Below are 14,235 nucleotides of genomic sequence, written 5' to 3'. Positions count from 1 at the left end.
TCTTAAGTCTTTTCTAAAAAAAGGTGCCCTATCTTTATAGTGGTACTATAGACAGGTCACCTTGCTTTTCATAATCATTAATAGGTTATTCTTTTTAATTTAAAAATAAATGACGTTTTCTCATAAGGTTTGCTCTCGAGGATTATCTCTCCCTCTAATTTTTCTACAAGTCTTTTAGTTATTGTAAGACCAAGACCACTGCCCTGATACAGTTTATTTCTTGAATCCTCAAGGGTGTACATTCTTTCAAAGACCCTATCTTGATGCGTTTCACTAATGCCTTTACCCTTATCCCAAACCTCTACATATACATACTCCTCATCACTTCTAAGTGTTAATCCTAAAACCATTCCATCGTTTCCATATTTAATGGCATTTGAAATGAAATTATTTATAATTCTATCTAGCGCCTCTTCATTTCCTAGACAATAAATGTTGATTTTTGGAATATCAATAATAACCTCAAAGCCTTTATTAGTTAAAATATCATAAAAAGCTAATATGTTTTTTTTGCAAACCTCATTAATATTAATTCTTGTTAGTGGGATATCCGTGTCCCCTGACTCTAGCTTTGCTAAGTCAAAGAACTTATTAATGAGCTTCATCACTTCTTTTGTTTTATTTTCAACCTTTGATAATAAGAAATTTCTTTCTTCGCTGCTTATATCGCTGTCCAGTTTTATTGTTTCAATATACCCAAGCACCACTGTAAGTGGTGTTTTTAAATCATGAGAGATATTTGAAAGCATTTTCTTCATTGTTATTTCAGCCTTCAAATAATCTGCTAGTATTTTTTGATTATGTTCTAAAACCTTATTAATCTCTATTAAAATGGGTATAATCTCTTTATCGTCAGTAAAGACTAAAAGCTTTTCACCGGTGTTGCTTTTTATAATATTGTTTAACTTTTCATGAATGTACTTTAAATTGTCACTTCTATGTTTTTTGGATTTATGCTGAATGTAAATGATACCCAATAAAATAACTATTACTATTAATAAAAAAATAATCATTTTAAAATTCTCCTAATTTGTAGCCTATGCCCCATAATGTTTTAAGATATTTAGGCTCTGAAGGATTGTCCTCTATTTTCTCTCTTAATCTTCTCATATGCACATTTATAACATTCTCATCTCCAAAATATTTATCATTCCAAACAACACTGTAGATTTGTGCTTTAGTAAAAACTCTATTTGGATTCGAAATGAATAGTCTTAAAATATCAAATTCTTTTGAAGTCAGCTGTAGATTTACACCCTTTTTAGTAACTGAATAGTTTTTCAAATTAACAGTAAGGTGGTTAACATTAATAATAGTCGCTTCTTCTTTCTTATCGTTTTTAGCATATTGATTGGCACGTCTTATCCCTGCCTTAATCCTTGCACAAAGCTCTATCATTGAAAAAGGCTTTGTGATATAGTCATCAGCACCGAGTCCCAGTCCTACAGCCGTGTCTACATCACTGTCCTTTGCTGACATAATTAAAATAGGTATTAAGCTTGTTTCTCTGACAATTTTCATAACTTCCATTCCATCAAGCCTTGGCATCATTATATCAAGAACAATTAAATCAAAGGAATTATTTAAAAACTTACCTACTCCTTCTTCCCCATTGAAAGCAGTAGTTATGTTAAAACCCTCTTTTATTAGGTAATTCTCAACCATTTCACTAATAGCTATATCATCTTCAACAAGTAGAATTCTATTTTCCATAAAAGTGACACCTCTTTTTTTATAAATATTTATAACTTTATTATAACTTAGTTATCAGTGTAAATAAATACCTGTAAATTTACACATTCATTGTTCTCTCTTTCAATAGAAAATACAATGACTAACACCTAATTTGATTATGCAAAATATTTATTTTTCTATAATATATCTTTCAAAAAATTCATTTACATTCATCCCTGTTTCTTCTTCCATCTTTTTATTTAGTTCATCATTCATTTTTATCATATTTTTTATATATTTTTTATAATCTTCATTAAGAATAGTCAAATATTCACTAAATTTCGTGTGAAAACGCCCAAATTCTTTAGAATAATCATCGCAAAATGAACCGAATTCGTTCACTTGTTCCTTTTCTTTTTCATCTTCTTTTAACAATAGGTAACTGTCCTTAATCCTTTTTATATACCCTTTAATGTATGCTTTATCATAATTTATTATATTTTTAATGCCGGACAAATGTCTTCTCTTATCTTCTTCTGAAATACCTTCATTTTCAAGCTTATTTTCAAGTTCCTTAAAATAGTTATTATCCAAAAAAAATTCTTCGGTATTTATTTCATCCAATTCCTCCACAAGTTTTAACCACACTCTTCTTTTTCCCTCGTTATCAATAACAATATTCAAAAATGGTTCAAAGTTCATAATAAGACTTTCACCAAATATTCCTGGGAATATTCTACTAAGAGCAGTTGAAATATATTCTTTCTTTTCACCTATGGACAATTCTAATGTTTCCCTAAGCAGCTTTATATGTTCTCCCGCAGCGTCATAATCAGTTAAATTTTTCTCTATAATATTTAAAATAATTAGTCTACTTTTCTCTAAATTTTCAATATCTTTATCTATTCTAGAAAGCGCTTGCGCCATAACTTCGGGAATACTTTTGTTACCAGAAGTCACAGTTTTGATTTGTGCAATGGGAATACCCACTACTCTAAGCGCCCCTATTAAATTAAGCTTTATGACATCTTGACAAGTGTACTCTCTATAGTTATTTTGAATATTTTTTAAAGGCATAATTAACCCTTCACTTTCGTAATACTTTATTGCCCTTTTGGTTAATCCAGTTTTTTCAGCAGCATCTTTTATGTTCATGCGTCACCCCTCCCTTATAATAATTCAATTTTAAACCTGACAGTGAGGTACATGTCAATTCTTTTTATAGTATTGTTAAATAATCTAGAGATTTACCCTCATTATTATTAATGTTACAATTATACTAAACAAGGCAAATTTTACTGGAAATTTTCAGATTTCTATTATATATAATATTAGGCGAAACTAACCATTGATGTTTCACCTTATTTTAGGGGTGTAAAAAATGTATAAGATAATGATAGTTGAAGATGATAAATCACTGTGCACTAACATGAATGAAATGTTGATAAAGTGGGGGTTTGATGCAATGCCTGTGGATAACTTTGAGAACATAACTGCAGAGTTTGCTCGCAACAATCCAGATTTGGTTATTATGGATGTAAATCTACCTTGCTTTGATGGATTTTACTGGTGTAATAAGCTTCGCGAAGTATCAAAGGTGCCTATAATATTCGTTTCTTCAAGGGATACGAATATGGATATTATCATGGCCATGAATACCGGTGGTGATGAATATATAACCAAGCCTTTTTCAATGGATATTTTAATTGCTAAAATAAATGCATTGCTTAGAAGAGCCTATTCTTATGGTGAGCAAACTTCTGATTTAGTAGAATGTGATGGAGTAATCCTAAACTTAATTGAAAATACTCTAATGCATAAAGAAGCGAAAATTGAGCTGACAAAAAATGAATTCAAAGTAATGCTACTTCTTATGAAAAACAGGGGTAAGACCATATCTCGCGAGAGGATAATGAGGGCACTTTGGGATGATGATAATTTTATTAATGACAATACTCTTACAGTAAACATTAACAGGCTCCGCGAGAAACTTTGCGGTATTGGCCTCAATGATTTTATAGTTACTAAAAAAGGATATGGGTACATGATACTATGACTATAATGACATATATTAAAAATTCAGCCTTAAAAATATTATATTTCATCTGTATTTTGTTTACTATAAATCTAATCCTATTAAGCAGCAATCCTATTGATGCACAATTTACCGATATAGCATACATGGATTTTTTGCTCCTTTTTATATCATTAATCTTTACATTTATTGATTATAAAAGGTGGGCATACAGTTACAAAGGGATTTGCGAAGCTATAAATAATAAAGATAAAGTAGATACAAGATTACCAAGTAGCAGTTACTATTTTGAGGTTCAGCTTATAAAAGATATAGTCAAACTTAAAAATGTTGAAATGGAAGAAAAAGTTCAAGAAGTAAAGTCAGACCTTGATGAAATGAATGATTATATAACAAAGTGGGTTCATGAAATAAAAATACCTGTTTCGGTATGTGAGCTCATCGCTGGTAAAATAGAGGAAATAACTATGTCAGAGCAGCTTATACTCGAATTTAATCGAATAAATTTCCTTATTAACCAGGTCCTTTATACAAGTAGATCATCTAGCTATTCGGAAGATTTACAAATCAATGAAATTAACATTGAAACTCTGATAAAAAAAGTCGTTAGAAGAAATGCTACACTTTTCATATCAAAAAACATAAGTTTAGAACTTGGGAATATAAACTACACTGTTACGACAGATGAAAAATGGCTCTCATATATTGTTGATCAGCTTATTAATAATGCCTGCAAATATGTACCTAATGATGGTAAAATAACTATTTGTGTTAATGAAGAATCGAAAGTTATTGTACTTCATGTTAAAGATAATGGTATTGGAATAAAAGAAAAAGACATAAAAAGAATATTTGACAGGGGTTTTACAGGAGAAAACGGAAGAATCTTAGCAAAATCCACAGGCATGGGTTTATATTTATCTAAAAAAATGGCTCATAAATTAAGTCATAATATATATGTTAAATCTGAGGAAGAAAAGGGTACAGAATTTAATGTGTGTTTCTATAAACTATCAGATTACGCAAAGGTTACATAAATGTAACCTTAAAACATTAAATGTAACTTAAATTCGATGGCAGGAAGCGAGGTCAATAGGTAGAATAAAGGTAAGCTTTTATTTTATGAGGAGGATTTTTATGAGTATTGTTATTGAAACTAAAAATTTAAAGAAAGTTTACGGCTTAAAAGGTATGGCGTCTAACGCTTTAGATGGACTTGATTTGCAAGTTGAAAAGGGTGAATTTCTAGGCATAATGGGACCTTCCGGGTCAGGTAAAACTACTCTTTTAAATATTATTTCTACCATTGATGAACCTACTAGTGGTAGCTATTTCTTTGAAGAAAATGATATGAAAAGAATTAAGGGACGTGACCTTGCAGCTTTTAGGAAGAACAAAATAGGTTTTATATTTCAGGATTTTAACCTACTCGATACAATGTCTATTCAGGATAATATAGCGCTCCCTCTTGCCCTTAGTAAAGTAAATCATGATGAAATAATAAAAAAGGTAAATGAGATTGCTGGCTTTTTAGGCTTAAAGGATCATCTAAGCAAATATCCATATCAGCTTTCTGGCGGTCAAAAGCAAAGAACCGCCGCAGCTAGGGCTCTTATAACTTCACCTTCGGTTATATTTGCAGACGAACCTACAGGGGCCTTGGATTCGAAATCGGCAGCAGAACTTCTGCAATGCCTTACAGACCTAAATGAGAAATTTAAAACTACTATAATAATGGTGACTCATGATGCGTTTGCTGCAAGCTATTGCAGACGAATAATGTTTATAAAAGATGGAAAGATTCATGCAAAACTTGATAAAAATCAAGGAAGAAAAGAGTTTTTTAAGCGAATTATGGACATGGGTGCATCAATGAGTGGCGATACAGATTATTACGGACAAAGGGAAGAAAATAGGAGGGCTTTTTAATGAATTCCTTCAGCATAGCTTTCGATAATTTTAAGAGAAACATAAAAGTCTACAGTCTATATATAATGTCTATGATTTTTTCAGTGCTTGTTTTCTACAATTTTGTAGCACTGAAATATAATCCAGATTTTCAAAAAGCTAATGAAACTAGTTATTATATTAAAGACGTATCAAGTTCAGTTTCTTGGTTGCTACTTTTATTTATTATATTTTTCATCTGGTTTTCAAGTTCTTTCTTTTTAAATCAAAGAAAAAAAGAAATAGGAATTTATGCTTTTATGGGCGTCTCCAATTCTCAAATAGCACTTATTTATTCTATAGAACTTATTTTTATGGGAATAACTGCAACAGCAGTTGGGCTTTTACTTGGAATTATCTTTTGTAAGCTGTTTCTAATGATGCTGGCTAAAGTAGCTCTATTAAACATGAAAATAGGTTTTTTCATATCTACTAAAGCAATAATTCAAACTTCCATCACATTTTTTGTAATCTTCTTTTTAAATGCAGTTTTAGGTTATATAAACATATCTAGAAGTAAGTTAATTGACTTGTTTAATGCAACTAAACGAGAAGAAAAACTTCCAAGGGCTAATTATGTAAAAGGTTTGTTGTCTATAATATTCATATTTACGGGATATTACTTTGCAAGAAATGCTATTGGTATGAAATTTACTGCAAACCTACCTCCTGCCATTATATTTGTAGTAATAGGTACCTGTTGGTTTTTTGGCTCTGTGTATTCTATAATAATGAAATTTATAATAAACAGAAAGAAAATATTATATAATGGAGTAAATATAGTATGCATGTCTAACATTGCCTTTAGGATAAAAAATAACTATCGAACTTTAGCGGCAGTTGCCATATTAGCTACAATTACTTTAACTTCTTATGGAACAGTAGCATCTCTTAAGTATTTTATTGGAATAAGAGATTATATACAATCTCCTTATGAAATTTCCTATGTTTCTTCTGAAAAAACAGTTAAGCAGCAGGTAAGAGACAAGTTAAAGGAATATAAAAAAGATATAATCCTTGAAGAAAACACTGAATTTCTTATTATAAAACCTCACGTTTATGTAGAAACCAAATTGAAGGATTCAGAAACAGTAGCCTTAAAATATTCAGATTTTATAAAAATAAGTTCTGACCTAGAAGCAAAGAACATTAATGATTTTAAAAAAGAGACCTTGTCCAGTGGCGAAACAATATATGTAGCACCACCTACTGTAGTAATGAGTCTTTATGATTATAAAAATGAAAAAGCTTCTATAAATAATAAGGACTATACTATAAAGAATACACTTAAAACTCCTGTTTTTGGTATTGGCATACCCACATCATGTCTTATATTAAATGATGAAGACTATGATTTCCTTAAGGCTACTTCTGACACATATCAGTTTAATGGGATAAAAATAAATAATACAGACAATATGAAATTGCTAAAACAGGAATTATACAAGATTAATTCACCTAAAGAGCCTTCGCGTGAAAATGTGAGTGAGAACATATCTTCTTTCCGTGAATTATTCACAACTAATTCAATTAAAGATTCTTTACGTGTAAATGCCAGCAAGGATACATCTTCTTACAATATTTTTGGAATAATTTATTTCCTTGGAGCTTTTCTTTCACTAGTTTTCATAATTGCAACAGGAAGCATAATATATTTCAAAATTGTAAGTGAAGCCTATTTAGATAAAAATAAATATGTTTTATTAAAAAGGCTTGGAATGACAGAGAAAGAAATTTTCAAAGCTACTGCAATACAAATAGGAATGTCCTATCTGTTGCCTTTAGTTGTTGGCATAATCCACAGCTGCGTTGCAATGTCTGTTTTAAGCAAACTGATGAATTATAACATAATAGTACCCGCTATCAGTAGCATTGTTATTTTTGTAGCTGTATATATCGTTTACTTTATTGCTACTACAAGGAAGTATATGAAGATAGTTATGTAAATGGTTTTTTTATTATGGACATGAAAATAGATTAGCACATTGACTTGTTATTTATTTAAATGCCCTCTCATTTTTAAAATAAATAGAAGTAGGGAGTCATTCATCCTGTAATCACTTTACAGCTTCTTGACCCCCATACTTCTATTTATTTAGTCTACTTTTTCCCAAGCTGTCCATGGTGTTTCTGGGTTTGTTGTTCCACCCGCTCCAGCACCTTAGTATAAAGTAACTCTACCGAATTCTGGACCATTTGCATGCATTCTTTGAGTCATTTCAATACTTACTATTCCGTCTAATCCATTTAATACTTTATCAGTTCTTAAATTAAACTTCATTGAAGCACCTGGCTTTATAAGTTTTTGTTCTGACCCATCAAATGAAAGAACATAGTATCCATTTTCTTCTTTAACTGCTGGTGCTGGATATTCTCCTCCAGTAATTTTAACTCCATTAGTTTTTATATATAATTTAGTATGCTTTAAAGTCTTTGCAGCTGTTTCTGTAAGTTGTATAGTTTGGCCGCTTGTTTCTATTTTACAATCATTTTTTAAATCAATAGATAAAGCACCTCCATTTCCCCATGCTGGTTTGCTTGAAGTAACTGAAGCTTTTGCATATACTTTTGGTTGAACTATTTTATAAGTAGGTAATGCATCTTTCCCAAATAAACCTTCTTTAGTTGCTTTTGTTAACTCATCTCTCTTAGTTGAATCTGTTTGCTTATCTTGAGATGCCATCCATGCAATCATCCCACCTAAGTTATTATCCTTAACATACTTAGTTTTTTCTGCAATTGATCTTGGGTTATCATAAGTGAAGAACGCTCCTGTCTTTTCATTGTACATGTATGGTGCTTTTGCAGTATCATCCCAATATTCTTTTATTCCTGGATATTTAGCTTTTAACTCATCTTGATTTCTCCATCCCCAAACTCCACTGTTACGACCACCGTCTCCCGATTTTACCGGAGCATAATTGGTAGCCCCATAAGAGAGTGTTCCATCTGAATCCTTTTTTATTTGAGTTGCTTTTCCAAATAAACCTGGAAGATTTTTATCTGGCACATCATTTGAAACTTTTTCCCAGCCTCTAGTGTAATATGCGGCACCTATAACTAATTTTCCTGATGGTGCTCCAAGTTCAATATATTTCTTAATACTTGAATCAACTGTGAATCCCTTTCCTGCAAACGGATCATTAGGATTATCATAAAGAGCAGTTTGATGACCACTTGTATCTGACCATGCACCTGCTGCATCATAAGTCATAATGTTACCAAAATCTAATATTTTAAACATTTCATTAACATTAATACCAACATTAGTTTTTTCATGTGCCATTGGTAACGCTGCTGACATCTCATATTTCTTATCTAATATTTTTTCCTTTGCATATAATGCTACTCTAAATTCTTTAAGCATTGTTATATAATTTTCTTTATCTGCCGGTATCGAATCGGGATTACCCATATCATTTTTGTTATCAACCTTGTCTGCCGCCCTAACTTCGCCTGGATATTCCCAATCAAAATCTACGAAATCTAAATTAGCATACTCCATAAAATCTAATACATTTTTAATAAACTTAGCTCTAGTTTGTGGATTTCTAGCTACCCATGTGAAATTATTTGATTTAGACCATCCACCTAAAGATGTACCAATTTTTAAATTCGGATTTTTCTCTCTTAAAGATTGGTATTCATTTATGATACCACCATTAATATCTCCATACGTAACACCTGCATTTCCTAGCGGATGTCCAATATTAGCGTCCTTATCACAAAATACCAACTCACCATCTTTAGTAAAGTCCATGAATGCAAGATTCAAATGTGTTAGTTTATCTACCGGTATATCTTTAGGAAAAAAGTTTCCTTCTCCGCCCCAAATTGACCAATCTCCATAATACATAACATTACGAAGTTTAGAAGTAGATGCTTTTTGCTCGACCTCCCGTTGTGGTGGTGCTGCTAGATTATTAACTGTAGCTGCTGGTACAACACTTGTCATTGTTAACGTGGCAATTGCAGCTAATGCTACTACTGATTTGATATTTTTAAATAATTTCTCTTTTGACATAATTTTTATCCCCCTTAATAATTTTTTTCATTTAATTACATATCTTTTCCTACTATAACTAAGTCATATATATCAATGATATTATCACCATCTGCATTACTTTACAGCGATAAATCAACAATAACTTTGTAATGTGACACACTCGTTGGTAATGTTCCAGCAGGTGTCCACCACGAAATATTTTCATAAATCTTACCTTCATATACTACCTTTTGTCCATTTGTATATAAAGTTCCGGCATCCCAAATAGCTGCATTTGAATGAGCTTTAGGAATAACATATATTTTTGCATCTTTTTTATCTACCATTCCACCCTTATCTGTAATACTATATTTTACTGTATAAGTTCCAACCTTTTTTGTATCAACTTCACCTGATACAGCTATACTACTAGTTATATCTCCATCTTCTACATCATTTGCAAAAATACCATTCATAATATTAAAAGGTGACCCTTCTACTATAACTTGATCTTTAACACCTTTAAGTGTAGGAAGATGATTACCATTAACAGGTTGACTAGCAGGAATCTTCCCATTAATCTTTATATTTTTAACTCCCGCGAAACATAACTTCATCTTAGCCTTAACTGATGCGGTCCTACCATTTGGAATATCAGTCCAACCAGATGTTTTTAAGTTTACTCTATAGAAATCGCCAACTTCTGTAACAGTTCCAGTTCCTCCTTCCGCTCCAACGTATAAAGCAGATTTAGGTATATCAAATTGAATCTCCCATCCCTTAGGAATCGTTGCTCCAGTATTGTTAGTTACTGTGAATACGGTTTCTCCATTTGGATGATCATATTTAGTAATAGTATCAACTTTAACATCGATTGCTTGAGCATCTCCAATATCTTCTTTTGTTTCTTTACAATTTCCCATTTTATCTAATCCACTTTTCAGATTTTTAGTTAATGTATCCCCGAAAGTATATTTACCTTCGTTTGTCTTATCTGAACCTTTAACATAGTTAGGATTAACACCATAGTCACCATTCATAACCCAGATTAAAGCTCCACCTAAGTTTTTATCTCCAATGTACTTAACTCTTTCATCTATTGATTGTTCGTTTTCGAAAGATAAAAATACTTTTTTATCTCCTTGCCACACATATGGCACCTTACCAACATCGTCCCAGTGAATTTTCAAGTTAGGATCTTTTTCCATAAGGTTTAATACATGCCATAATGGATTAGTGCCAGCAGGGTCCGGAGTTCCATCTTTATTATCATCATCTCCCCAAAGGTTGTACTTTCCTGCGGCAGGTGTTTTACTTTTACCATGTAAACCTGAACCATTCCCACCTTGTACGTTTTCCCAGCCTCTTGTATAGTATGGAATTCCCATTAAAATCTTTTCTGGAGGAAGCACCCCTCTATAGAACTTGTATGCCCAATCCATATTAAGAGTTGGCATCGCCATTCCAGTAGTTTCATTATCAGCTGCATCTGGGTAGATATTTGCTAAGTTTTCAACATTTTCATTCCATCCACCATGAAAATCATATGACATTATACTTAGAAAATCTAAATAACTTGCATATCTATTATCTTGAACTCCACCAAGCACCCAAGATGAAGCAGTAACTGCTGCAGTTAATAAATATTTTTCATTATCTGCTTTTGAAGCTGCATCTAATTTTTCTCTTAACGTTTTCATTAAAACGTTGTATCTTTCATTTAATACAGCTCTTCTTGGTTCTGATAAATCTGCATCCGCAGGATTCCCAGATGTAGCTACTGATGATGGATATTCGAAATCAATATCCACGCCATCAAACCCATATTTTCTAATAAAGTCAACACAAGAATCAGCAAATGTGTTAATCCCAGAATCTGTATCTATCATTTTATAAAAACCTCTAGTTCCTGTCCATCCACCTACAGATATTAATAAATCTACATCTGGATATTGTTTTTTCATTTGTTGTAATACATTAAAGTGACCTTTATATGGTAGATTTGGATCCAACTTTACCTCCTTCCCATTATGCTCTAATTTATGATCTGCGAAATCCTCTTCAATAGCTGCTTTTTTATCTCCAAATCCAATTTTATTGTCTTCTCCAACCATTGCAAATGAATATTGGATATGTGTTAAAGAATCCCATTGTAAATCAGCTACATCGAAATTACCTTGAACTTCACTTTTGTAAGCCCATTCTGGAAAATATCCAACTACCTTTCTTTCTAAGTCTTTCGTCTTTTCATCGCTTGTAACTGCCTTCGCCGGTGTTGCAAATGTACTAACTGCAAAAACAGATACCATAATTGCTGCCATCGCCTTTTTAAATTTGATTACTTTCACTTATTGCGCCTCCTTATTTTTTATAAAATTTACACTAACAGAAAAGTTATTGATTTACAGTTTTATTTAAATAAACTGGATTTTTATAATATTGTTGCGCTTTTGTAATCCACCAATAATCTTCAGTAGGTGGTGATCCAACTGCATCAGTACTAGAATTAACACCAGCACCAAACAACATTGATACTACTCCCGCATCTCTAGCTTCACCCATATGACTTCCCCAAGTAATAGTGTCTCCTTGCCTTTTTATATCAGGATCATTAGCCCCATTTGAAGCAAAATAATCTACTCTATCAGAATTTCCAGCTTTAAATGTATCTCCAAAGAAGAATGATGGTGCTGAATCTTCACCTGTCGTATCCTTGTTAGTTAAAGTTTCAAATGGTTTGCCAGTATATGGACTGTTTTCAACAGTTCCATTAATATGTCCCACAGGAATTTGCCATAGTATAACCGGCTTTTTTGTAGTTTCATGAAGAGTTTTTGTATATAACAAGTAATTATTCCAAAGGTCTGCATTCCAAAACCATTTAGAAGATTTTGGATTTACAGCTGCTCCTGTTTCGCAAACACCTCCATCTAATCCATACTTATCTATAGAAATAAATTCTGCATCATAGCTTGTAATTCCAGCTGCTAAATAATATTCAGCAGTTTCTTTCGCCACTGCTTCAATTTGTTGTCTTCCCGCTGCCCATCCATCTCTTTCAGTTAAATGCATTAAGCCTTGTCCTGGTATTTCTCCGTTTTCATAAGCCCATGTATTAAATTGCCATCCATTATATGCTTTAGGATAATATTTATTAACAGTATAGTTTATAGAAGTAACAAGGCCTTCCACCGTATTATTAAACTCTGGGTCTACACCCTTTTGTAGCACACCCGATGAATAAGCGGCTTCAACTAAAGCTGATATTTCATTTGGTTTTTTCTTAGATTGTTGCATCATATATCCTAAGAAATCTGGTTCAAATACCATTCCTATAGTTTCGCCTTGTCCATATTCAACACATATATCCAAAAAGAATTTTAAATTTTTGAAATAAGCTTCCATATATTCCTTACTATTGATATGGGCTAAATCTAATTCATAGTTTTCTCCGCTATCCGGAATGTTATAGTAAACAAAGAATGGAATTATTCCAAGCTTTAAACTTTCTTTAATATAATTCTTAGCCCTATCTCCATCAACAGTTGTCCACTCTCTCCACCCATTAGCTAGAGGTCCCCCATTTATATATATATATCTAACATCCATTCTCTTATTTGTATTATCTATATCTATATCTTTCCAAAAATCTAAATCTCCTTTTTTATCCTCTGAGACTTGTCCTAAAGATAAATACTTAGGCATACCTGGTAAGTCACCATTAGCCTCTTTAATTTTTACTCCTATGTATCTAGTTTCATTTGTGCTTGCTTCATGGATTTGAAGTCCACTTCTTCCAGCCGCAAGTCCTTCTAATGTTAAATTACCATCATTGTCTATAGTCGCTTTAAGTACTGATGAATTACTTATTTTCACGCTATATTGTGGCTCCTTTGTATTATTATTAACTACTTTATATTTATTTGTACCCTGTGTAATTACTGCTTGAAGCGCTTGAGAATCTCCATCAATGCCCTCAATTAGTATTTTACTTTCATTCGCTGTTCCAACGGAAACTTCAATTACATTACTTTTTGATTTCCCAAAACTATTAATTAATTCAACATAATAAAAATATGTTGCAGGAATTGTTCTTCCTTTAATACTAATCGCTTTAGATTGTGCTGCTGGTGTGTTATCAGTTAAATCCCCCTCGTCAACCACCTTAAATTCACTTAATCCTCCTATCTTTTCATAAAGTTTGTAGCTTGTCCCATTATTTCCATGCCACATACTTAATGTAATATTGTAATTACCATCTAAATCACCTGACCATTGATCATGAGATAATGATGCCACCCCTGGTGCATCTGCTGCTGACGCAAAAGTAATTTTTGCTGGAATCATAGTAATAAAAAACAACATTACTATAATTACTGATAGGCATGAGTTTTTATTAATTCCTCTTTTCATTTTTTTCTCCCTTATATATGTATTTATTACCATTATTATGTCATGATAGCAGGTCAGGTTTCAACCAAAATCACTCCCTTTTTTCGGTCATTTTTAATTATTTTCCAATTTTCTTCTAGGATTTAATGCTTAAAACGATGTTTTCTTTGAATTAATGGTCGATAATGGTTTAAAATATAAA

General features: G+C 32.0%; 10 protein-coding genes. 4 read left to right on the top strand and 6 right to left on the bottom strand.

Going from position 1 to position 14,235, the window contains the following annotated elements:
- Positions 1–77: 77 nt before the first annotated feature.
- From KTC92_RS13410 to KTC92_RS13400, 3 genes are all read right to left on the bottom strand, one after another.
- Positions 78–1,013 carry a sensor histidine kinase KdpD gene (locus KTC92_RS13410; protein WP_220286253.1) on the bottom strand — a complete coding sequence of 312 codons (936 nt, stop codon included), beginning with the start codon at positions 1,011–1,013 and terminating at the stop codon, positions 78–80.
- A 1-nt stretch (position 1,014) separates the two neighbouring features.
- Complete coding sequence (locus KTC92_RS13405; protein WP_220286252.1) at positions 1,015–1,713, bottom strand: response regulator transcription factor; 699 nt, start codon at positions 1,711–1,713, stop codon at positions 1,015–1,017.
- 150 nt (positions 1,714–1,863) lie between these two features.
- Positions 1,864–2,829, bottom strand: a complete 966-nt coding sequence (locus tag KTC92_RS13400) for a MerR family transcriptional regulator (RefSeq protein WP_220286251.1) — start codon at positions 2,827–2,829, stop codon at positions 1,864–1,866.
- Between the two features lie 226 nt (positions 2,830–3,055).
- Here KTC92_RS13400 and KTC92_RS13395 point away from each other — a divergent pair, with 226 nt between their 5' ends.
- From KTC92_RS13395 to KTC92_RS13380, 4 genes are all read left to right on the top strand, one after another.
- Positions 3,056–3,730 carry a response regulator transcription factor gene (locus KTC92_RS13395; protein WP_216302067.1) on the top strand — a complete coding sequence of 225 codons (675 nt, stop codon included), beginning with the start codon at positions 3,056–3,058 and terminating at the stop codon, positions 3,728–3,730.
- Between the two features lie 125 nt (positions 3,731–3,855).
- The gene (locus tag KTC92_RS13390) at positions 3,856–4,746 is read left to right on the top strand and encodes a sensor histidine kinase (RefSeq protein ID WP_258280605.1); all 891 of its coding nucleotides are present in this window, start codon (positions 3,856–3,858) and stop codon (positions 4,744–4,746) included.
- Between the two features lie 100 nt (positions 4,747–4,846).
- Entirely contained in the window at positions 4,847–5,638 is a 792-nt protein-coding gene (locus tag KTC92_RS13385) for an ABC transporter ATP-binding protein (RefSeq protein ID WP_220286249.1), read from the top strand.
- On the top strand, positions 5,638–7,602 hold the full coding sequence (locus KTC92_RS13380) for an FtsX-like permease family protein (RefSeq protein ID WP_220286248.1): 1,965 nt from the start codon (positions 5,638–5,640) through the stop codon (positions 7,600–7,602). The genes KTC92_RS13385 and KTC92_RS13380 overlap by 1 nt, the downstream gene beginning before the upstream one ends.
- Before the next feature lie 215 nt (positions 7,603–7,817).
- Here KTC92_RS13380 and KTC92_RS13375 read toward each other — a convergent pair whose 3' ends face one another.
- The 3 genes from KTC92_RS13375 to KTC92_RS13365 form a co-directional block, all read right to left on the bottom strand.
- On the bottom strand, positions 7,818–9,680 hold the full coding sequence (locus tag KTC92_RS13375; RefSeq protein WP_220286247.1) for a glycosyl hydrolase family 18 protein: 1,863 nt from the start codon (positions 9,678–9,680) through the stop codon (positions 7,818–7,820).
- Positions 9,681–9,781: 101 nt separating this feature from the next.
- The gene (locus KTC92_RS13370) at positions 9,782–11,989 is read right to left on the bottom strand and encodes a glycosyl hydrolase family 18 protein (protein ID WP_258280604.1); all 2,208 of its coding nucleotides are present in this window, start codon (positions 11,987–11,989) and stop codon (positions 9,782–9,784) included.
- Positions 11,990–12,035: 46 nt separating this feature from the next.
- The gene (locus tag KTC92_RS13365; RefSeq protein ID WP_165412397.1) at positions 12,036–14,054 is read right to left on the bottom strand and encodes a hypothetical protein; all 2,019 of its coding nucleotides are present in this window, start codon (positions 14,052–14,054) and stop codon (positions 12,036–12,038) included.
- Between the last annotated feature and the right edge of the window lie 181 nt (positions 14,055–14,235).

The sequence above is a fragment of the Clostridium sp. CM027 genome, assembly GCF_024730565.1.
Classification (GTDB): domain Bacteria; phylum Bacillota; class Clostridia; order Clostridiales; family Clostridiaceae; genus Clostridium_AD; species Clostridium_AD estertheticum_B.
Note: the sequence above shows the minus strand (reverse complement) of the source record. Positions and strands in the feature narration are given on the sequence as shown.